Origin of the sequence: Streptomyces sp. NPDC059534, assembly GCF_042743475.1 — a bacterium.
In the GTDB taxonomy this organism is placed as follows: domain Bacteria; phylum Actinomycetota; class Actinomycetes; order Streptomycetales; family Streptomycetaceae; genus Streptomyces.
In genome coordinates, this window is record NZ_JBHWAQ010000032.1 from 404 (window position 1) to 21,342 (window position 20,939).

20 protein-coding genes are annotated in these 20,939 nt (G+C 74.4%); 3 read left to right on the forward strand and 17 right to left on the reverse strand.

The features are described from left to right. The 6 genes from ACFVZH_RS30610 to ACFVZH_RS30635 all read right to left on the reverse strand — a co-directional run. Positions 1-736: hypothetical protein (locus ACFVZH_RS30610; RefSeq protein WP_384902347.1), on the reverse strand; the 736-nt coding region annotated here is incomplete at its 3' end. Positions 737-917: 181 nt separating this feature from the next. Then, positions 918-1,643: a Crp/Fnr family transcriptional regulator gene (locus ACFVZH_RS30615; protein WP_384902349.1), complete on the reverse strand. Its 726-nt coding sequence runs from the start codon at positions 1,641-1,643 to the stop codon at positions 918-920. Between the two features lie 333 nt (positions 1,644-1,976). Continuing rightward, positions 1,977-4,505, reverse strand: a complete 2,529-nt coding sequence (locus ACFVZH_RS30620) for a polynucleotide kinase-phosphatase (protein WP_384902351.1) — start codon at positions 4,503-4,505, stop codon at positions 1,977-1,979. Then, positions 4,502-5,968 carry a 3' terminal RNA ribose 2'-O-methyltransferase Hen1 gene (locus ACFVZH_RS30625; protein WP_384902353.1) on the reverse strand — a complete coding sequence of 489 codons (1,467 nt, stop codon included), beginning with the start codon at positions 5,966-5,968 and terminating at the stop codon, positions 4,502-4,504. Before ACFVZH_RS30625 ends, ACFVZH_RS30620 begins: the two co-directional genes overlap by 4 nt. 71 nt (positions 5,969-6,039) lie before the next feature. Next, entirely contained in the window at positions 6,040-7,050 is a 1,011-nt protein-coding gene (mmuM, locus tag ACFVZH_RS30630; RefSeq protein ID WP_384902355.1) for a homocysteine S-methyltransferase, read from the reverse strand. A gap of 4 nt (positions 7,051-7,054) precedes the next feature. After that, positions 7,055-7,987: an LLM class F420-dependent oxidoreductase gene (locus tag ACFVZH_RS30635; RefSeq protein ID WP_384902357.1), complete on the reverse strand. Its 933-nt coding sequence runs from the start codon at positions 7,985-7,987 to the stop codon at positions 7,055-7,057. A 249-nt stretch (positions 7,988-8,236) separates the two neighbouring features. On the opposite strand from ACFVZH_RS30635, the gene ACFVZH_RS30640 reads away from it, so the two are divergent. Continuing rightward, complete coding sequence (locus ACFVZH_RS30640) at positions 8,237-8,494, forward strand: hypothetical protein (RefSeq protein WP_384902359.1); 258 nt, start codon at positions 8,237-8,239, stop codon at positions 8,492-8,494. Between the two features lie 44 nt (positions 8,495-8,538). Here ACFVZH_RS30640 and ACFVZH_RS30645 read toward each other — a convergent pair whose 3' ends face one another. From ACFVZH_RS30645 to ACFVZH_RS30680, 8 genes are all read right to left on the reverse strand, one after another. Then, entirely contained in the window at positions 8,539-9,024 is a 486-nt protein-coding gene (locus tag ACFVZH_RS30645) for a DUF6099 family protein (RefSeq protein WP_384902360.1), read from the reverse strand. A 126-nt stretch (positions 9,025-9,150) separates the two neighbouring features. After that, positions 9,151-9,558 (reverse strand): nucleotide pyrophosphohydrolase, encoded by a 408-nt coding sequence (locus ACFVZH_RS30650; protein ID WP_384902362.1) that lies wholly within the window; start codon positions 9,556-9,558, stop codon positions 9,151-9,153. Then, the gene (locus tag ACFVZH_RS30655; RefSeq protein WP_384902459.1) at positions 9,555-10,649 is read right to left on the reverse strand and encodes an ATP-binding protein; all 1,095 of its coding nucleotides are present in this window, start codon (positions 10,647-10,649) and stop codon (positions 9,555-9,557) included. Before ACFVZH_RS30655 ends, ACFVZH_RS30650 begins: the two co-directional genes overlap by 4 nt. A gap of 490 nt (positions 10,650-11,139) precedes the next feature. Next, positions 11,140-11,571 (reverse strand): cell division protein SepF, encoded by a 432-nt coding sequence (locus ACFVZH_RS30660; RefSeq protein WP_384902364.1) that lies wholly within the window; start codon positions 11,569-11,571, stop codon positions 11,140-11,142. A gap of 167 nt (positions 11,572-11,738) precedes the next feature. Further along, on the reverse strand, positions 11,739-12,962 hold the full coding sequence (locus ACFVZH_RS30665; RefSeq protein ID WP_384902366.1) for a PLP-dependent aminotransferase family protein: 1,224 nt from the start codon (positions 12,960-12,962) through the stop codon (positions 11,739-11,741). Between the two features lie 104 nt (positions 12,963-13,066). Then, a complete protein-coding gene (locus tag ACFVZH_RS30670; RefSeq protein WP_384902368.1) occupies positions 13,067-13,849 on the reverse strand; it encodes a GntR family transcriptional regulator in 783 nt (260 codons plus the stop codon). Positions 13,850-13,935: 86 nt separating this feature from the next. After that, positions 13,936-14,940, reverse strand: a complete 1,005-nt coding sequence (locus ACFVZH_RS30675) for a proline racemase family protein (protein ID WP_384902370.1) — start codon at positions 14,938-14,940, stop codon at positions 13,936-13,938. 176 nt (positions 14,941-15,116) lie between these two features. Continuing rightward, on the reverse strand, positions 15,117-16,031 hold the full coding sequence (locus ACFVZH_RS30680) for a dihydrodipicolinate synthase family protein (protein WP_384902372.1): 915 nt from the start codon (positions 16,029-16,031) through the stop codon (positions 15,117-15,119). 191 nt (positions 16,032-16,222) lie between these two features. Here ACFVZH_RS30680 and ACFVZH_RS30685 point away from each other — a divergent pair, with 191 nt between their 5' ends. Together ACFVZH_RS30685 and ACFVZH_RS30690 are read left to right on the forward strand one after the other, a co-directional pair. Beyond that, positions 16,223-17,470 (forward strand): SLC13 family permease, encoded by a 1,248-nt coding sequence (locus tag ACFVZH_RS30685; RefSeq protein WP_384902374.1) that lies wholly within the window; start codon positions 16,223-16,225, stop codon positions 17,468-17,470. A gap of 115 nt (positions 17,471-17,585) precedes the next feature. Then, on the forward strand, positions 17,586-18,041 hold the full coding sequence (locus tag ACFVZH_RS30690) for a tellurite resistance TerB family protein (RefSeq protein ID WP_384902376.1): 456 nt from the start codon (positions 17,586-17,588) through the stop codon (positions 18,039-18,041). A gap of 36 nt (positions 18,042-18,077) precedes the next feature. Here ACFVZH_RS30690 and ACFVZH_RS30695 read toward each other — a convergent pair whose 3' ends face one another. The 3 genes from ACFVZH_RS30695 to ACFVZH_RS30705 all read right to left on the reverse strand — a co-directional run bounded on the left by ACFVZH_RS30695 (position 18,078) and on the right by ACFVZH_RS30705 (position 20,933). After that, positions 18,078-19,043, reverse strand: a complete 966-nt coding sequence (locus ACFVZH_RS30695) for a M56 family metallopeptidase (RefSeq protein ID WP_384902377.1) — start codon at positions 19,041-19,043, stop codon at positions 18,078-18,080. 5 nt (positions 19,044-19,048) lie between these two features. Then, positions 19,049-19,453 carry a BlaI/MecI/CopY family transcriptional regulator gene (locus ACFVZH_RS30700; RefSeq protein WP_384902378.1) on the reverse strand — a complete coding sequence of 135 codons (405 nt, stop codon included), beginning with the start codon at positions 19,451-19,453 and terminating at the stop codon, positions 19,049-19,051. A gap of 127 nt (positions 19,454-19,580) precedes the next feature. Further along, complete coding sequence (locus ACFVZH_RS30705; RefSeq protein ID WP_384902380.1) at positions 19,581-20,933, reverse strand: cation:proton antiporter; 1,353 nt, start codon at positions 20,931-20,933, stop codon at positions 19,581-19,583. Positions 20,934-20,939: the final 6 nt, after the last annotated feature.

The window sequence follows — 20,939 nt, forward strand, 5'->3', positions numbered from 1 at the left end:
CCCGGCCCCGGGGCGGGGGGTTTGGGCGGCCCCCCGCCCTGGCCCCAACGCCGGTCCGTGAACCCCCCGCCGGCGCCCGTTCCCCCTCGGGCGCCGGCTCCCCCTCGGACGCCGGGCCCCCGTCGGACCCGACGAGCGGCGGCGCGGTCCTGCGCGGTACGTGGAACCAGGCGGCCTCGTCGGTCTCCTTGGACCGGATGCGGGACTTCCGGTAGTGGTCGGGCTCCACGTACCGGCCGCCGAGGACGACGACGTTCTCGTACAGCCAGTCGGAGACCACGACGAGCAGGTCGACCTCGGGTGCCTCCGTCATGATCCGCTTGGCCGGGGGGCTGTCGCAGAGCCGGGCGGCGAGGTCCACCGCCCGTCCGACGAGGCCGTGCCGGTCCTGGACGACGAGGCCGGCGTTCATGCCGATCCGCAGCCGCAGCCGCCGGCTGCGGCCCGCGTTGTGCTCGCGCAGGCTCTCGTAGAGGGTGTCGATCCACCGCCCGACCATGAGGGTCGGCGGCATGTCGGGGCGCAGGGCGGCGAGGATGCCGTCGCCCCGGTCCTCCTGGTGGAAGGTGCCGGGCTCGACTCCGACGGAGCTGTACGCCTCGTCGAAGGCGTCGTACATCGCGGCGCGGTGCAGCTCCTTCTCCGCCATGTCCATGGCCCCGGAACCACAGATGTCGCCGAAGACGACGAACCGGTGGATGCCGCCCTCCACCCCGCTCGCTCCCGCACTGCTCACTCGGACTCCCTGTGTGATGCGTCGTGCCGCTTGATGCCGTGGTGCAGTGGTGCCGTCGTGCCGCTTGACGCCTTGGTGCCGTCGGTTCCTCGTCGGTGGCGCTCGTCCGCCTTCGCCGGCGTTTCCGTGCCGGTGGCGCAGGTCCAGAGTGGTCGCCTTCCGCGACCGGCGATGTAGCCGTTTACACATCCGGCGGAGATTCGTCCGCCCGTTCCGCGCGGGGGCGCGCGCGCCCCTCGGCGAGCAGCACCAGGACCCGCATGTCGATGACGACGACGGTGCGGTTCGCGGTCCGGACGACGTCCTGCTCGCGCAGCAGGCGCAGCGCCTTCGCGACCGCCTCCCGGGTGGCTCCGATGGCCGCCGCCAGGTCGTGCTGGGGCAGCGGCAGTTCGAGCACGGTGCCGGCGTCGGCGCGCCTCCCCGCACGCTCGGCCAGTTCGACGAGCCGGGCGGCGAGGCGCTGGAGGACGGTCTCGGAGGCGAGCGCGCGGCGTTCGACGTCGGCGCTGCGGAGCCGGGTGGCGAGCTGCCGCATGATCAGCGAGGTGGCGTGCGGCCGGGCGGCGAGGAAGCGCCGGAACCGGTCGCCCGAGACGGCCACCGCCTCGACCGCGCCGAGCGCGGTGACACTGGCGCTGCGCGGGCGCAGGTCGACGGCGGCGAGGTCGCCGACGACCTCGCCGGCGCCGCGCAGGGCGAGGATGAGCCGCGAGCCGCGCTCGGTGCCGACGGAGACGACGGACCAGCCGGAGAGCAGGGCGAGGACGTAGGCGCTGGTGTCCCGTTCACGGATCATCACCTCCCCGGGTTCGTAGACGCGGCGGGCGCCCTCGGCGAGCAGCGCCCGCCGGTCGGCCGCGGGGAGGGCGTGGAGGAAGGAGCGGTCCTGGCCGAAGAGACTCATGGCCCGTTCACCCCCCGTACCGTCCGCCCGCCCTCGGCGGAAGACCGCCCGCCGGTGGTCGACCGGCTTTATTCGTGCGCTTGTTCCCACCCCATGTGACCACCTCCGTCACAGAGTTGACGCTGCGTCACCTCATGGGGTGAAGAACGCTAGAGGGTGCGGAAGAAACACGTCAACGAGCACGAGGGGCGCAGGGGAGCGCCGTCGCCGGCGTCCCTGCGCCCCCCCGTGGGCGGCGGAAGGGCGGCTTCGCGAAGCCTTGGTGAAGGCTTCGCGAAACCGCCCCGGAACATTCCCTTCGGCGTCGTCTCGCGACGCTGTCGCGCGGCGGCGTCAGAGCCTCGGGTCGACCGGCTCCGATTCCAGCGCGAGGACCGCGAAGACGGCCTCGTGGACCCGCCAGAGCGGTTCCCCGTCGGCCAGCCGGTCGAGCGCCTCCAGGCCGAGGGCGTACTCGCGCAGCGCCAGCGACCGCTTGTGGCCCAGGAAGCGCTGACGCAGCCGCTCCAGGTTCTCCGGCCGGGTGTACTCGGGGCCGTAGATGATCCGCAGGTACTCGCGGCCGCGCACCTTGACGCCCGGCTGGCCGAGCCGGCCCTTGGCGTCGCGGACGAGCGCCGCCAGCGGCTTGACGACCATGCCCTCGCCGCCGGCTCCGGTCAGCTCCAGCCACCAGTCGGTGCCGGCCCTGACCGATGCCTCGTCGCCGGTGTCGACGACGAGCCGGCGGGTGACCTGGAGCAGCCCGGTCGGATCGTGCTCCACCAGCCGGTCGAGCAGGGCCAGCTGCTCGTCGTGCGGCACGGCGGCGAGCGAGCGCCCGCGTGCGGCCAGGAGCTGGAAGGGCGCGAACCGCACCCCGTCCAGTCCCTCGGTCGGCCAGCAGTACCTGCGGTACGCCTCGGTGAACGCCGCCGCGTCCCCCACCCGCTCCCGCTGCCTGGCGAGCAGCCCGTCGATCCCCTCGACCCCGCGCGCCACCGCCTGTTCGAGGGCACCGACCACACCGGGGAGGACGGCGCCGGAGGCCGCGCCGACCGCCGCGTACTGCGCGCGCAGCAGCCCGGCGGACTTGAGCGACCACGGCATCAGTTCGCCGTCGAGCAGCAGCCAGTCGGTGTCGAGCTCCTCCCAGAGGCCGGCGGCGCCGATCGCGGTCCGCAGCCGGCCGAGCACCTCCTCGGTGACGGCGGTGTCGTCGAAGAAGGGCCGTCCGGTACGGGTGTGCAGCGCGCCGGTCACCCCGGTGACACCGAAGCGCTCGCGGGCCGCCTCCTCGTCGCGGCAGACCAGGGCCACGGCCCGGGAGCCCATGTGCTTCTCCTCGCACACGACCCGCTCGACGCCGTCCGCCCGGTACTGGGCGAACGCCTCGGCCGGGTGCTCCAGGTACCCCTCGGTGCGCGAGGTGGCGGTCGGCGCCATCGTCGGCGGCAGGTAGGCCAGCAGCCGGGGGTCGACCGCGAAGCGGCTCATGACCTCCAGGGCCGCCGCCGCGTTCTCCTCCCGCACGGCGACGTTGCCGAGCTGCCGGGTCTCCACGATCCGCCGGCCGTGCACGTCGGCCAGGTCCAGGGGGCGTCCCTGGTGGCCGCCGGGCGCGTCCGTGGCGAGCGGCCGGGCCGGCTCGTACCAGACCCGCTCGGCCGGTACGTCGACGAGCTCGCGCTCCGGCCAGCGCAGCGCGGTCATCTTCCCGCCGAAGACGGCGCCGGTGTCGAGGCAGAGGGTGTTGTTGACCCACGAGGTGTTCGGCACGGGGGTGTGGCCGTACACGACGGTGGCCCGGCCCCGGTACTCCTCCGCCCACGGGTACCGCACGGGCAGCCCGAACTCGTCGGTCTCGCCGGTGGTGTCCCCGTACAGCGCGTGCGAGCGGACCCGGCCCGAGGTGCGGCCGTGGTACTTCTCCGGCAGACCCGCGTGACAGACGACGAGGTTGCCGCCGTCGAGGACGTAGTGGCTGACGAGCCCTTCGATGAAGTCGGCGACCTGGGCCCGGAACGCGTCGCTCTCCCCGGCCAGCTGCTCGATGGTCTCGGCGAGTCCGTGCGTCTCCTGGACCTTCCGTCCCTTCAGCCAGCGGCCGAGCTTGTTCTCGTGGTTCCCGGGGACGCACAGGGCGTCGCCCGAGGCGACCATCCCCATCACCCGGCGCAGGACGCCCGGCGAGTCGGGGCCCCGGTCGACGAGGTCGCCGACGAAGACGGCCGTGCGCCCCTCGGGGTGGTGGCCGTCGACGTACCCCAGCTTGGCGAGCAGGGTCTCCAGCTCGGAGCTGCAGCCGTGGACGTCGCCGATGACGTCGAAGGGGCCGGTGAGGTGGCGCAGGTCGTTGAAGCGGCGCTCCAGGACGATCCCGGCCTCCTCCACCTCCTCGGCGGAACGCAGCACGTGGACCTTGCGGAAGCCCTCGCGCTCCAGTCCGCGCAGCGAGCGGCGCAGCTCGCGGCGGTGGCGCTGGATGACGTGCGCGGGCATGTCCGCCCGGTCGGGGCGGCCGGCGTTCCGGCTGCGGCACACCTCCTCGGGCAGGTCGAGGACGATCGCGATGGGCAGCACGTCGTGCGTCCTGGCCAGCTGTACGAGCTGCCGCCGGGCCTCCTGCTGCACGTTGGTGGCGTCGACGACGGTCAGCCGTCCCGCCTCCAGACGCTTGCCCACGATGTAGTGGAGGACGTCGAAGGCGTCCCTGCTCGCGGACTGGTCGTTCTCGTCGTCGGCGACGAGTCCCCGGCAGAAGTCGGACGAGACGACCTCGGTGGGCTTGAAGTGACGCCGGGCGAACGTGGACTTGCCGGAGCCGGTCGCGCCGACGAGCACGACGAGCGACAGGTCGGTGACGTGCAGGGTGCGGGTCATGCCGTGACCTCCTTCAAGGTCTCGTCGGTGCGGGTGAAGACGGCCATCTGGGTGGGCGGTCCGACCTCGGGGTCGTCGGGGCCGACGGGGGTGAACCCGACGTCGTACCCGTACCGCCCGGCGACCTCGGCCGCCCAGCTCCGGAACTCCTCGCGGGTCCATTCGAAACGGTGGTCGCCGTGGCGGACATGCCCGGCCGGCAGCGACTCCCAGCGCACGTTGTACTCGACGTTCGGCGTGGTCACCAGGACCGTCCGGGGCCGCGCCGAGCCGAACACCGCGTACTCCAGGGCCGGCAGCCGCGGCAGGTCCAGATGCTCGACGACCTCGCTGAGCACGGCCGCGTCATAGCCGGTCAGCCGCTTGTCGGTGTACGCCAGGGAGCCCTGGAACAGCTTCACCCGGGCGGCCTGCCGCTCCCCCATCCGGTCGAGCCGCAGCCGTCGCGCGGCGACGGTCAGGGCCCGGACGGACACGTCGACGCCGACGATCTCGGTGTACCGGGCGTCCTTGAGCAGGGCCTGCACCAGCTGCCCCTGCCCGCAGCCGAGATCGAGCACCCGGGCCGCTCCGGCGGCGCCCAGCGCGGCGAGGATCGCCTCGCGCCGCTGCTCGGCGAGCGGCACCGGCCGCTCCTCCGTGTCCGTGGTCTCGTCGACGGCGTTGTCGACGTCCTCGACGTCGACCTCCTCGGCCTCGGCGAGCCGCACCAGTTCGAGCCGCTCCGTCGCCTCACGGGTCAGGGACCAGCGGCGGGAGAGGTAGCGGGCGGTGATCAGCTGCCGCTCGGGGTGGGCGGCCAGCCAGCCGTCACCGGCGCGCAGCAGCTTGTCGACCTCGTCGGGCGTGACCCAGTAGTGCTTGGCGTCGTCGAGGACGGGCAGCAGCACGTACAGGTGGTTGAGGGCGTCCGCGAGCCGCAGCTCGCCCTCCAGGACCAGCCGCACGTACCGGGAGTCGCCCCACTCGGGGAACTCCGTGTCCAGGGCCACCGGCTCGGCGTCCACCGTCTCCCAGCCGAGCGGCCCGAACAGCGCCCGCACCAGTTCGGCGCCGCCCCGCGCGGGCAGCACGGGCACCTCGACGCGCAGCGGCAGCGGCGCGGCGGCCCGCTCGGGCATCGTCTTGCAGACGCCGTGCAGCGCCGTCGCGAAGACCTTCGCGAGCGCGACGGCCAGCAGCGAGGACGCCGCGTAGGGCCGGTCGTTCACGTATTGCGCGAGCGAGGAGTCCGGGGCGCCGCCCCGGCCCTTGCCCTTGCCGCGGCGCACCAGCGCCACGGGGTCCACCTCCAGGAGGAGTGCCGCCGTGCACCGCTCGGTGCTCGCCTCGGGATAGAGGACGTGCACGGTGCCGTGCGAAGTCGTGAACGACTGCGCCCGCTCGGGATGCTTGTGCAGCAGAAAGCCGAGATCGGTCGCGGGTCGCTCCGGGTTGCCGGTCGTACTGATCGTCAGGAACACACTTCCGAGTATGGTTCGCCCGTCCCCCCGCCGACCAGGCATTTTCCGCGGCCCCGGCCCGGGCGCACACCTCAGAGCGGCCGACCCCCGGAGCCCGGGAACCCCCCGCCGTCCCCGGGATGCCCCGTATCCCCGGTGCCCCCGGTGCCCCTGGCATGCCCGGCATGGCCGGTGTCCCCGGTGTCCCCGGACAGGGCCGCCGCGAGGGCGGTGATCGTGGCGGGCCCCACGCGGCAGCAGCCGCCGACGAGCCGGGCGCCGGACGCGGCCCAGGCGGTGGCCGCGGCCGGGTCGAGGGCGGGGTCGCCGCGCCAGCCGCGCGCGCGGGCGTCCCACCGCTCCCCGCTGTTGGGGTAGACCACGACCGGTCCCCCGGTCACGGCCACGGCGAGCTCCACGGCGCCCCCCGCCCCGGCCGGGTCGCAGCAGTTCACGCCGACCGCCACGACCTGGTCGTTGCCGGCGGCGACCGCGAAAGCCTCCGCCAGGTCCTGCCCGGCCCGGGTCCGCCCGCCCTCGACCGTGTACGAGAGCCACACCGGAACCCCGCACCCCTCGGCCGCCCGCAGCAGCGCCTCCGCCTCCGTCACGTCCGGAACCGTCTCCAGCGCCAGCACGTCCGGCGCCGCCGCCGCGAGGGCCTCGATCCGCGGCCGGTGGAACGCCTCCAGCTCCCGCACGGACAGCCCGTACCGTCCCCGGTACTCGCTCCCGTCCGCCAGCATCGCCCCGTACGGTCCGACGGACGCCGCGACCCAGACCTCCTCCCCGGCGCGGTCCGCCGCCGCCCGGGCGAGCTCCACGCTCCGGGCCATCAGCCCCGCCGCCGCCCGGCCCGCGCCCCGCCGGGCGAAGCCCTCGAAGGTGGCCTGGTAGCTGGAGGTGATGAGCACCCGGGCACCGGCCCGTACGTACGCCACGTGCGCCGCCTCGATCTGCTCGGGGCCGTCGGCGAGGAGCCGCGCGGACCAGAGCGCGTCCGAGAGGTCGCAGCCCTGCGCCTCCAGCTGGTTGGACAGACCGCCGTCGAGGACGACCGTCCCCGCCCGGAGGGCCTCGGCGAGCGTGCGGACCGGTTTCACCGGATCACCCCGCTCGTCCCAGCTGCGACTGGACCCGCGCGGAGATCAGCTCCAGGTGGTCCAGGTCGTCCAGGTCCAGGACCTGGAGGTAGACCCGGGAGGAACCGATCGCCGCGTACCGCCCGAGCTTGTCGACGACCTCGGCTGGCGAGCCCGCGAGGCCGTTCGCCCTGAGCTCGTCCACGTCCCGCCCGATCGCCGCGGCCCGGCGCGCCACCTCGGCGTCGTCCTTGCCGACGCAGACGACCAGCGCGTTGGAGTACACCAGGTCGTCGGCCGCCCGCCCGGCCGCCTCCGCGGCGGCCCGGACCCGGCCGAACTGCAGCGCGCTCTCCTCCAACGAGGCGAAGGGGATGTTGAACTCGTCGGCGTACTGCGCGGCCAGCCGCGGCGTACGGCTCACGCCGTGCCCGCCGATCAGCACCGGGATCCTGTCCTGGGCGGGCTTGGGCAGTGCCGGGGAGTCGGTGAGCCGGTAGTACTCCCCCGCGTAGTCGAAGGTCTTCCCGACCTCGGTCCCCCACAGCCCCGTCACGATCGCCAGCTGCTCCTCCAGCCGGCCGAACCTCTCCTTCGGGAACGGAATGCCGTACGCCCGGTGCTCCTCCTCGAACCAGCCCGCCCCGAGGCCCAGTTCGACCCTGCCGCCGGACATCCGGTCGACCTGGGCGACCTGGATGGCGAGGACCCCGGGAAGCCGGAAGGTCCCCGCGGTCATCAGCGTGCCCAGCCGGATCCTCTTCGTCTCCCGGGCCAGGCCCGCCAGGGTGATCCAGGCGTCCGTGGGGCCGGGCAGCCCGTCGCCGGACCCCATGCCGAGATAGTGGTCGGAGCGGAAGAAGGCATCGAACCCCAGGTCCTCGGTGGCCCGGGCCACGCCGAGGAGGGTGTCGTAGTCGGCTCCCTGCTGGGGTTCGGTGAAGATGCGAAGATCCATACCTCCATCCTGCACCGTCGGGTGCGTGTCAACCTCTCCGTCACCCCGCCGTCCGCACCGGCACGGGCGGGTGAATATCCGACCCCCTGGCGGGGCGCGTCCGCCCTGGCCAGTGACCGGGGCCCGGCACCCGTCGTTGGCTCGGGCGGAGCCGGACCGCCCGGCCCTCGTGCCGGCGGCCGCTGCCGGTGCGTCGCTCTCTCTCGCGGCCCCGTCCTCGGCGGTGGGGTCCGGGTCGAGGAGGCCGCCATGTCCCAGGAAGCCGCGCCGAAGCGGGCCGTTCCCGAGCAGCCGGTACCGCAGTCCGTGCCCGAGCAGAAGACCGCCGGCGCCCCCAAGGGTCTGCTCCAGCAGATGGAGGAGCTCATGGCGGCGCTCTCCGCCGACCTCTCCCAGCTCGACGCCGACCTGCAGTCCACAGCCGACCGCCACGAGCCCGACCAGCACGAGTCCGGCCAGAGCGAGTCCCACCAGCACGGGTCCGACCAGCGCGGACACGACCGCTAGGCCCTCCGTCGCCCTCCGCGTCCCGGCCGTCGGCCGGGCGCCGTTCACGTCGGGCCCCGTCCGGGGCCCGCGCGACCGCGGGCCGGGTCGGGCGGGCGGGCCCGCTCCCCGTCCCGCACCGCGAGGCGCCGGAGCATCCCGCGGACCCGGTCGCTCGACTCGTCGGCGGCGTCGATGGCCTCGATGCACTGCCAGTAGAGCCCTTCCTCGTCGGTGGCGCAGGCCACCCCGACGAGCGCGATCCCCACCTCGCCGAGTAAGGCCCCCAGCGCGGTCAACGTCCCGCGCGGGTCGCCCACTTCGGTCAGCTGGGCCGCCCGGGGGCCGCCGGCGCCCCACACCGGGTACTCCCCGATCTCGCTCAGCCCCCGCGCGTCACCCCTCAGTTCCAGCGGTCCGCAGAGGGCGAGATGACTCCCTATCGCCTGGGCGAGGGCCTGGGCCTGCCATGCCTCCGCCACGATGTCCTGTGCCGTTCCGCTCTCCGCCAGCGCGCGCCGGCCGAGCGTGATGAGTCGCTCCGCGTCCATCAACGCAGCCCCCGTTCGTACGACTTACTACCCACTCCATCCACTACCCAGCGTGAGGCCGCCTGAGCCGCTCCACCAGGGGAATTCGGAAATCTGTGGACAGGAAGCTCGACGGGGAGAAGGCGATCACTCCGAAGAGTGACGATCCTCGTCCGTATCTCCGGTCCGGCCCCCTTCCTGACCCCCTTCGCGGCCTCCTCCGCCCCGTCTCCGGACGGGAAAACGGACCTCGTTGCGGTCGATCTTGGCCGCCAGGGCCTCCAAGGGGTCGACCCCGAGCACCGCGCAGAACTGGAGAAGGTAGGCGAGGACGTCCGCCACCTCGTCGGAGACGCGGTGCGCCGACTCGGGGTCGTCCATCACCCGCTCCGCCTGCTCGGGCGTCAACCACTGGAAGATCTCCAGGAGTTCGGCAGCCTCCACACTGAGCGCCGCCACCAGGTTCTTGGGCGTGTGGTAGGGCTGCCAGTCGCGTGCGGCCGCGAACTCGACCAGCCTGCGCTGCAGTCCCGCCACGTCGTCGTTGTCCGTCATCCGGTCAGGTCTACCACCGTCACCCCGGGCGTATGCCGGGCCTCCCCCGCCGCCCGCTCGCCGACCGTCCCGGCGACCCGGATGTGTCCGTCCGCGGCGATGCCCACCGCGAGCCGGAGCAGTTCGCCCACCTGCCGGCCGTCGAGGTCGCGGTCCAGGCCGTCGGCGAGCAGTGTCAGGCCCTGCATGGCGTCGGGGACTTCCGCGAGCCGGTCCATCGCCAGCACGCCGGGGCCGGTGAGCAGGGTGAGCGCGAGCGCCAGATAGCGCAGTTCGCCGCCGCCGAGCCGGCCCAGCGGCGTCGCGGGCCGGCTGCCCCGTTCGAGGAACGCCCGTACCGTTCCCTCCGGCAGCTCCTGCACGCCGAGTCCGGTGACGGGGCCGGCGCAGCCGGCACCCGCGACGGCCGCGAGGCGGTGGTGCCGGCGGGGGCAGTCGGTGTGGGTGCGGTGCAGGACCTCGGCGAGGTTGCCGCAGCCGCGCCGAAGCCGCCCCTCGCCCGGCGGTACGGGAGCCCGCATCCGCTCGGGCCGCGGGTCGCAGGCGAAGGCGGACCTCAGCCCGATGACCACCTGCTCGGCGGCGGCCAGCACTTCCAGCTGCCCGGCGGTCTTGCCCGCGACGCGCAGCGGCAGCAGGGCCGTGCCGAGCAGGTCGTCGGGGAGTGGCGCGCGCGTCACGGGGGTGGCCCCCGCCGTGTGCCATGCGGCCTGCACGGTGCTGCGGCCGGGGTCGCGCAACGCGGTGGCCAGCAGGGTGCGGCCCCGGCCGGTGAGCCGTTCGCCGACGATCCTCAGCCGGGGCTCGGCCTGGACGGCGAGGTCCAGATGGACGGGGCCCTCCGGCCCGTCGACCGTGCACCCGATCCGGAAGCCGCGCCGGCCCTGGGCGTCGGGCCGGGCCCGCTCGGGGACGCAGTCGGCCGCGTCGGGGAACACCTCGTCCAGCGGGTCGCCCGCGCCGAGCCTCGCCAGCGCCTCGTACGCCCGCAGGGTGGTCGTCTTCCCGCTGCCGCTGGGCCCGGCGAAGAGCGTGACCGGCCCGAGCGGGTGCACGGCCCCGCGGTGTCCCGCGAACGCGGACAGGCGCAGCTCGGTGACGGCGGGCCGGGCGACGGTCCGCCCGGCCCCCGCCCCGCCGCCGGACGGGCCCCGCGCCTCGGGGACGGAGACACGCGGCCCGGAGGACCGTCCGGCGCGGGAAGGACGTCCGGAGCCGGAGAGGCGCCCGGCAGGTGAAGGACGTCCCGCGTCGGCCGGGGCCGGTTCCGGGGGAACGGCGTCCGGGGCGACGCCTTCCGGCAGGACGACGTCCAGGGGGACGCCTTCCGGCAGGACGACGTCCAGGGGGACGCCTTCCGGCAAGACGGCGTCCAGAGGGACGACTTCCGGCAGGACGCCTTGCCGCGGGACGACTTCCGGGGAAGCGGCGTCCGGGCGGGCGGAGGAGTCGGCGCCGGAGCGTGCGACGCCGGAGGGGCGTGCGTCTGACGTGCGGGCGAGCGTGGAGCCGCCGGTGAGGTCCATGCCCGGACCGTACGCAGGCCGTTCCCTGACGAACCGTTACGGCGAGATGACCTTCCTACGATCGGGGGACGCCGGCGGTCCGGCCGCCCACGACCTCCTCCTCGTCCTCGCCCTCCGCGCCCTCGACCTCCGTGCCGGCCGGGGCGAGAAGGAAGACGTTCCGGTCCACGCGGTGCATCCCGCTGCCGAGCCCGAAGACCACGCCGCTGCTGAAGTCGAGGATCCGCTTGGCGACCTCGGTGTCGGCGCTCGTCAGATCGAGGAGCACCGGGATCTGGGCGACGAGGTATTCGGCGACCTCGCGGGCGTCGGCGAACACCTGCACGCGGAGCACCACCATGCGGCGCTGCTCGACGGACTCGTACTGCTCGGGGATCGTGCGGTGGTCGACCCTGGACGGCCATTCGTCACGTCCGCGCAGGGGCACGACCTGCGCCAGGCCCTCCCACTGCTCGTCGGTGACGTCGTACCTCTCGTACCTACTCATGGACCCATCCTCCCGCTCCTCACCCGTTCGGCCCAACAACGACACGAGGTCGTGACCGGGCCGTGGCCGACGCGGACCGGAAGTCACCCGGTCGGCCCACGCCGTGGGAGGAGGCGGGACGACGTCCTCGTAAGTCAACTCAGCGCGTCAACCGTGCGGACCGGCCGTCAGGCGAAGCTCTTGGCCAGCCGGCGCAGGCCCTCCCGGATCTCGTCCGCCGAGTGGGTGGTGAACGACAGGCGCATCGCGCCCGGATCCGGCTCGCCGCAGAAGAAGGGCGCGCCCGGCACGTACGCCACCTCGTGGCCGACGGCGGTCTTCAGGAGCGCGGTGGCGTCGTGCCCCGCGGGCAGGGTCGCCCAGATGAACATGCCGCCCTCCGGGCGGTTCCAGCGGGTGCCCGCGGGGAGCGCGGCCGGGAGGCCGTCGAGCATCGCGTCCCGGCGCTCCCGGTAGGCGGCCCGCATGACGGCGACGTGCGCGTCGAGGTCGCTGTCGCGCAGATAACGGGCCGCCGCGGCCTGGTCGATGGTCGAGGTGTGCAGGTCGGCGGCCTGCTTGGCGATCACGCAGGCGCGGCGCAGCCCGGCGGGGGCGCGGAGGAAGCCGAGCCGCAGGCCGGGGGCCATGACCTTGGAGAAGGAGCCGAGCAGGACGGTGCGGTCGGCGGCCGCCGGGTCGGCGGCGATCCAGGGGACGCGCTCGCCGTCGTACCGCAGCTCGCCGTACGGGTCGTCCTCCACGATCCAGAAGCCGTGGCGTGCCGCGGCCTCGGCCACGGCGGTGCGGCGCTCGGCGGGGAGCGTACGGCCGGTGGGGTTCTGGAAGGTGGGGACGAGGTAGAGCAGGGTGGGCTTCTCGCGTGCCGCGATCTCGTCCAGGGCGGCCGGGTCGAGGCCGTGCTCGTCGGTGGGCACGGGGACGATCCGGGCTCCCGCGAAGCCGAAGGTCTGCAGGGCCGCGAGATAGCAGGGGTCCTCGACGAGTACGACGGCGCCGGGCTCGACGAGGGCCGTGGTCAGGAGCGTGAGGGCCTGCTGCGAGCCGGTGGTGACGAGCAGGTCGTCGGCGTCCGTGGCCAGTTCGCGGGCGGTCAGCCGCGCGGCGACGGCCGTACGCAGCTCGGGGTCTCCCTCGGTCGTCGAGTACTGGAGCGCGTGCTGCGGCTGCTCGGCCAGGACCCGGTCGTACGCCGCCCTGATCCCCGCGACGTCGAACAGCTCGGGGGCGGGCAGGCCCCCGGCGAAGGAGATCACCTCGGGCCGCGCGGTGAGCGCCAGGATCTCCCGTACCGGCGACGCCCCCACACCGGCCAGCCGGGCGGCGGTCGCGGGAGGGGGGACGAATGCGGCGCCGGCGTCGTTCGCGGGCGTCGGGGCGGCAGGAAGCATGGCCTCAGCATATAGATACGCCCAAGGCTGTCCAGGGGTCCGATTCGCCCTGAGCCAGCGGGAGTTGAAGGCCCGACCCCGGCCCGACTCCGGCCCGCCGCCGTCTAGCGGGCGGCGGCGTCGCGGGCGAGCGCTCCGGCGGTTCCGGCGCGCGGTTCGCCGGTTCGGGCGAGCGTTCCGGCGGTTCGAGCGCGTGGTTCGCCGGGGTGGGCGAGGGGTTCGTCGCGGGCGTCGGCCCAGAGGGAGCGGACGTGGCCGAGGTGGCGGCGCATGCAGTCCTCGGCGCCGCGCGCGTCGCCGGCGGCCATCAGGTCGAGGAGTTCGAGGTGTTCCTCGGCGGAGGTGACCAGCTTGCCGGCCTCGTCGAGGCCGGTCAGCCCGTAGAGGCGGGAGCGCTTGCGCAGTTCGCCCACGGTCTCGACGAGGCGGTCGTTGCCGGAGAGGGCGAGCAGGGCGAGGTGGAAGCGGCGGTCCGCCTCCAGATAGCCGATGAGGTCGTGCTCCCGGGCGCGGGAGACGATCTCCTCGGCGACGGGGCGGAGCGCCTCCAGCCGCGCCCGGTCGGCGGTCTCGGCGATGCGGCCGATGGTGGGCACCTCGATGAGGGTGCGCAGTTCGGTGTACTGGTCGAGGTCCCGCTCGCTGACCTCGGTGATGCGGAAGCCCTTGTTGCGCACCGGCTCGACCAGGCCCTCCCGGGCCAGGTCGAGCATCGCCTCGCGGACGGGGGTCGCGGACACGCCGAGGTCGGCGGCGAGTCCGGGCGCCGAATAGACCTGGCCCGGCCGCAGTTCGCCGGCGATGAGGGCCGCGCGCAGGGCGTGCCCGACCTGGTCGCGGAGCCGTTCCTGCGCCCGGACCAGGCCGTACTGCTTCAGGTCACCCATCGTGCGTCCTCCGAGAAGTCACGGAGGAGCATCGTACAATGTCACGTTTCTCCATCTGGGGTCCGGGAGTTCCGGCCGCCCGGGCGTCAGAGCAGGAACCCGGCCGGGAAGGGGTCGTCCGGGTCGAGGAAGTACTGCGCGGTCCCGGTGATCCAGGCCCGGCCGGTGACGGTCGGGATGACGGCGGGCAGCCCGCCCACGACGGTCTCGCCGACGATCCGTCCGGTGAACTCGGTGCCGATGAAGGACTCGTTGACGAAGTCGGTGTGCGGGGCGAGCAGCCCCCTGGCGTGCAGCTGGGCCAGCCGCGCGCTGGTACCCGTACCGCACGGGGAGCGGTCGAACCAGCCGGGATGGATGGCCATGGCATGGCGCGAGCGGGTCGCGTCGGAGCCGGGCGCGGCCAGGTAGACGTGCTTGACCCCCGCGATGGCGGGGTCCTCGGGGTGGACGGGCCGGTCGGGTCCGGCGTTGATCGCGTCCATGACGGCGAGACCGGCGGCGAGCAGCTCGTCCTTGTGCGCGCGGCCGAACGGCAGGCCCAGGGCGTCGAGGTCGACGAAGGCGTAGAAGTTGCCGCCGAAGGCGAGGTCGTAGGTGACGGTGCCGTGGCCCGGGACCTCGGCCTTGAGGTCGAGCCCGACGGAGAAGGAGGGCACGTTGGTCAGCGTGACGGCCTTCGCGGCACCGTCGGCCACGTGGACGTCGACGCTGACGAGCCCCGCCGGGGTGTCGAGGCGGACGGTGGTGACCGGCTCGACGACCGGCACCATGCCCGTCTCGACGAGGACGGTCGCCACCCCGATCGTGCCGTGTCCGCACATCGGCAGCAGGCCGGAGACCTCGATGTAGAGGACGCCGTAGTCGGCGTCGGGGCGGGTGGGCGGCTGGAGGATCGCGCCGCTCATCGCCGCGTGGCCGCGCGGCTCGTACATGAGGAGGGTGCGGAGGTGGTCCATGTGCTCGATGAAGTGCAGCCGGCGCTCGGCCATCGTGGCTCCGGGGATCACGCCGACGCCGCCCGTGATCACACGGGTGGGCATGCCCTCGGTATGGGAGTCCACCGCGTGGTAGACGTGACGGGTGCGCATGGGGTCGTCCTTTCGGGGCGGACGGGCGGACAGGGGCGGACGAACGGGCGGGTACGGCGGGTACGGGCAGGTACGGGCGGGTACGGGCAGTTACGGACGGACAGGCCGTGACAGGCGGACGGGCGGCGGCAGGCGGCCAGGCGGCAGGCGGGCTCGGGCGAAAGGCGGGCCGGCGCCTACGCGTGCCCCTCCGCGAGCACCTTCTCCGTGGCGGCGCGGACGACGGCCGCCTGCTCGGGTGCCAGCGGGTGGCGCGGCGGCCGGGTGGCGCCGCCGGGGCGGCCGGCGAGGTCCATGGAGAGCTTGATGGCCTGGACGAACTCGGTCTTGGAGTCCCAGCGGAGCAGCGGGTGCAGGGACCTGTAGAGGGGGAGGGCTACGTCGAGGTCTCCGGCGACGGCGGCGCGGTAGAGCGTGGCGCAGCTGCGCGGGAGTGCGTTGGGGTAGCCGGCGATCCAGCCGACCGCGCCGGCGAGGGCGAGTTCGAGGAGGACGTCGTCGGCGCCGACGAGCAGGTCGAGGCCCGGGGTGAGTTCGGCGATCTCGTAGGCGCGGCGGACGTCTCCGCTGAACTCCTTGACGGCGACGATGCTGCCGTCGGCGTACAGGCTCGCCAGGAGTCCGGGGGTGAGGTCGACCTTGGTGTCGATCGGGTTGTTGTAGGCGACGACGGGGAGGCCGGCGGCGGCGACCTCGGCGTAGTGGTCGCGTACGGCCCGCTCGTCGGCGCGGTAGGCGTTGGGCGGCAGGAGGAGGACCGATCCGGCGCCGGCCTCGGCGGCCTGCTCGGCCCAGCGGCGGGACTCGGCGCTGCCGTAGGCGGCGACGCCGGGCATGACGCGGGCCCCGTCCCCAGCCGCTTCGACGGCGGTGCGGACGACCTGGGCGCGCTCCTCGTCGGTGAGGGTCTGGTACTCGCCGAGGGAGCCGTTCGGGACGACCCCGTCGCAGCCTTCGGCGATCAGCCAGGCCACGTGCCGCGCGTAGGCGTCGTGATCGACGGTGCCGTCGCCGCGCAGGGGCAGGGCGGTGGCGACCATGATCCCGTGCCACGGGCGGGCGCGGTGCACGGGGGCTTGCTCGTGGGCCATGGGTGGACTCCGAACTCCTTGTATGGTGTGTGACATTTTATTGATGGACGGGCAGGCCACAAGCCCTTCACCCCCACCTCCTTCTGACCCGGCATCAGCTCGCACCCCCGAAGACCCTCCCCCGAGGCGCCGTGCGGGGCGGGTCGCCCCCGGAGATCCCGGCCCCGGGGCCACCCTGCATCATCGAACGCATGCTCGTCGCGTTCGTATCCGTATGTGCCCTGGCCATGGTGCTGATCTGCGCCGTCGTCCGGCCCTTCCGCCTGCCCGAGGCGGCCTTCGCCGTGCCCGCCGCCGGGGCCGTCCTGGCGGTGGGCGCGGTCACGCCCGCGGCCGTGCGCGAGGAGGCGGAGCGACTGGGTCCGGTCATCGGCTTCCTGGCGGCCGTGCTCGTCCTCGCCAAGCTCTGCGACGACGAGGGGCTCTTCCACGCCTGCGGCTCCTGGATGGCACGGCGGGCCCGCCGGCGCCCGCAGCGGCTGCTCGGGGCGGTCTTCGCGCTCGCCTCGCTGATCACCGCCGCGCTCAGCCTGGACGCGACGGTCGTCCTGCTGACCCCGGTGGTCTTCGCGACCACCGCCCGCATGGGAGCCCGCCCGGGACCTCATGTGTACGCCGGCGCGCACCTGTCCAACACCGCGTCGCTGCTCCTGCCCGTCTCGAATCTGACCAACCTGCTCGCCTTCACGGCCGCCGGCGTCGGCTTCACCCGGTTCGCGCTGCTGATGCTGCTCCCCTGGCTCGCCGCCATCGCGGTCGAGTACGCGGTCTTCCGGCGCTTCTTCGCCCGCGACCTCGCCGCCCCGGCCGAACCCGTCGACCCGCCGGAGCCCGCGCCGTTCCCGTTCTTCGCCCTGGGGACCGTGGCCGCGACGCTCGCGGGGTTCGGCGTGGCCTCGGCCGTCGGCCTGGACCCGGCCTGGGCGGCCGCGGCGGGTGCCGCCGTGCTGGCCGTGCACGCGCTGGCGCACCGTCGCACCACCCCGCGGGCGCTCGTCCGCTCGGCGTCGCTGCCCTTCCTCGCGTTCGTCCTCGGGCTCGGCGTCGTGGTCCGGGCGGTCGTCGACAACGGCCTCGGCACCGCGCTCGCGCACGTCCTTCCCGACGGCACCTCGCTCCCCGCCCTGCTCGGCACCGCCGCGCTCGCCGCCGTCCTGGCGAACCTGATCAACAACCTGCCCGCCACGCTGGCCCTGGTCCCACTGGCGGCCGCCTCCGGTCCGGGCCCGGTGCTCGCGGTCCTGCTCGGCGTGAACATCGGCCCCAACCTCACGTACGCCGGTTCCCTCGCCACCCTCCTCTGGCGCCGGGTCGCCCAGGACCACGGTCACCCCGTGGCCCTCGGCGAGTTCACCCGGCTCGGGCTGCTGACGGTCCCCGCCGCCCTCGTCGCCTCGACGGTGGCCCTGTGGGCCTCCCTGCTGCTGACGGGCGGGTGACCGGCGGCCGCTCGCTCCGCCCGCCGCGACACGGCCGCCCCTTCCGCCCCGGGAACCCCTCGGCCCGCTGTTACGTTCTACAAGTCCGTAGAAGTAACCGACGTCGGGAGTACTCATGGCCCTGTGGGACCGCATCCGGGAATCCGCATCGACGATGCAGACCCAGCTGGTGGCGAAGAAGAACGACCTGAAGAGCGGCGCGTTCCGGGACGCGAGCATGGCCATGTGCGCCCTGGTCGCCGCCGCCGACGGCACGATCGACCCCGCCGAGCGCCGCCGGGTCGCCCAGCTCATCGCGAGCAACGAGGTCCTGCAGAACTTCGACGCGCTCGACCTCCAGCGCCGGTTCGACGACAACCTGAACAAGCTCACCGCCGACTTCGACTTCGGCAAGGTCAGCGTGCTCCAGGAGATCGCCAAGGCGAAGAAGAAGCCCGCCGAGGCCCGCGCCGTCGTCCAGATCGGCATCGTCATCGGCGGCGCCGACGGCGACTTCGACAAGACCGAGCAGGCCGTGGTGCGCGAGGCGTGCTTCACGCTCGACCTGCCGCCCCACGAGTTCGACCTCTGAGACACCCCCGCCCGCGGCCCGAGCCCGCCGCGCCGGTCAGACCGGCGCGGCGGTCGCGTGCAGGACGAGGAACAGGGTCACGGCCGAGTTCGCCGAGGACAGCGCCGACACGGTCACGCCGAACGCGGCGCCCCACGCCGCCAGTCCGACCGCGGTGAACACCGGCGGCCACGCCCCGCCCACCGGGGCGGGCCGCATCAGCGCCGCGACCCGCCGGGGCACCGGCCCCGCGCCCGCCACCGCGGGCAGCGTCGCCGCGGGCGCCCCCGGGGCCAGCAGCGCGGCCCTGCCGATCGCCCGCGCCACCGTACGCCTGCTGCCGACCTCGGCGGCCGCCTCCTCGTCCGCCCACCGCTCGGCCGTGTACGCGACGGCGGTACGCAGCGGGCGCAGGAACGGGTTGGCGCGCGCGGCGAGATGCACCGTCAGCAGATGCCGGTGGTGGTGCCCGGCCAGATGCGCCCGCTCATGGGCGAACAGCGCCCGGCGCTCGGCGGACGAGAGCCCGGCGAGCATCCCCGTACTCACGACGACCCGGCCGCGCCGCCCGCCGGTACGGCCCCGCCGGGTGGAGTCGCCGCCCGGGAGCGCGTACGCGTACGGCGTCCGGTCCGGCAGTACCGCGACGGACGTCGTGGGCAGCCCGCCGAGCGCGCCGGCGGCACGGCGGCGGGCCCGCAGCTGACGCCAGGCCGCGCCGCCGCACGAGACGAGGACGGCCAGGAGGGCCGGGATGGCGGCCCGGCCCGCGACCTCGTCGTAGGGGACGGCGGCGCGGACGTCGGGATCGGACCAGCCGTCCGGAAGCGGGTTGCCCGGCAGTTGGGCGGTGCCCACGATCACGAGCAGGCCGAGGCAGAGCGTGCTGCACACGGCGGAGACGCCGGCGAGGACGGCGAGCAGGCGCGTCGCCGTACGGGGATCGAGCCGCTGCTCGGCGAGGCGGGCGACCGGCCACGCGGTCAGCGGAAGGACCAGGGGAAGGAAGACGAAGACTCCCATGGCGGCTAGCCTTCCTCCTCCTCGGCGTCCCTGGAGAGCAGTTCACGCAGGAGTCGCTCGTCGTTCGGCGAGAGTGCGGTGACGAAGCTGGCGAGGACCGCCTGGCGGTCCGTCTCCGCGTCCAGCACCCTGCGCATCCGCAGGGCGGCCAGCCCGGCCTCGTCGGCGACGGCCGTCCACCGGAAGGAGCGGCCGGAGCGCTCGCGCTCGACGGCTCCCTTCGCGCGCAGCCGGGTCAGGATGGTGATCACCGTGGTGTAGGCGAGAGCGCCGCCGAGGCGTTCCCGCACCCAGGCCACCGGCACCGGTTCGGACGCCTCCCGGAGCACGGCGAGCACCTGGGCCTCCAGCTCGCCCTGCGCGCGCCTGCGCGGCGCGGACCCCGCTCCGTCGTCCGCCCGGTCCACCATGCCGCCGCCCTCCTGCCCGCCGTCGCCGTTCGCCCGCTCACTCCCCCGCCGACCGGGGAACGGCAGACCATCGTACTGACCACGGGCCCGGGACCGCCCGGGCGCACGGCACCCGTGTCCGGCGCTCTCACACCCGGTCGGGCGCGCTCCGGCCGTCCACGCTGCCGGCACCGTCCACGCCGGGCACACCGGCGGCGCCCTGCGCGCCGTCGCCGCCGTCCGCCGCGGCCGCGCCGCCCGGGGACCTCGGGGGGCCGAGGGGCGATCCGGTGGCGGAGTCGGCCGAGGACGCCCGGCCGCGGCTCCCGCTCTCGGGCACCGGCGTGCGACGCCGGGCGAGGGCGGCGGCGACCGGCTCGGTGAAGCGGGCCGTGAGCGGGCCGATCACGACGAGGATCAGCACGTAGGCGGTGGCGAAGGGCCCCAGCTGCGGCTGCACTCCGGCGGTGACGGCGAGTCCGGCGATGACGATGGAGAACTCGCCGCGCGCGACCAGGGTGCCGCCGGCCCGCCAGCGGCCCTTGACGCCGATGCCGGCCCGCCGCGCGGCCCAGTGGCCGGTGGCGATCTTGGTCAGCGCCGTGACGACGGCCAGGGCGAGCGCCGGGAGGACGACCGGCGGAATGCTCGCGGGGTCGGTGTGCAGTCCGAAGAAGACGAAGAAGACCGCGGCGAACAGGTCGCGCAGCGGGCTCAGCAGCGTGTGGGCGCCCTCCGCGACCTCCCCGGACAGGGCGATGCCGACGAGGAACGCCCCGACGGCCGCGGAGACCTGGAGCTGCTGGGCGACGCCCGCGACCAGCAGCGTCAGGCCGAGGACCACGAGGAGCAGCTTCTCCGGGTCGTCGCTGGAGACGAACCGGGAGATCAGGCGCCCGTAGCGGACGGCGACGAAGAGAACGGCGCCGGCCACGCCCAGGGCGATCGCGAGCGTCGCGCTGCCGGCCGCGAGGCCGACCCCGGCGAGCAGGGCCGTGATGATGGGCAGGTAGACGGCCATCGCCAGGTCCTCGAGGACGAGGATGCTGAGGATGACCGGTGTCTCGCGGTTGCCGAGGCGGCCGAGGTCGCCGAGGACCTTGGCGATCACGCCGGAGGAGGAGATCCAGGTGACGCCGGCCAGGACGACGGCGGCGACGGGCCCCCAGCCGAGCAGCAGCGCCGCGGCGGCGCCGGGCAGGGCGTTGAGGGCGAAGTCGACGAGCCCGGCGGGGTACTGGGTCCTGAGGTTGGAGACGAGGTCGCTGGCCGTGTACTCCAGGCCGAGCATGAGCAGCAGGAGTATCACCCCGATCTCGGCGCCGATGGCGACGAACTCCTCGCTCGCGCCGAGCGGCAGCAGGCCGCCCTTGCCGAAGGCGAGCCCCGCGAGGAGGTAGAGCGGGATCGGGGAGAAGCTGAAGCGGCCGGCCAGCCGTCCGAGCAGGCCGAGACCGAGGATGATGGCGCCGAATTCGATCAGGAAGACCGCGGAATGCACCCGCCC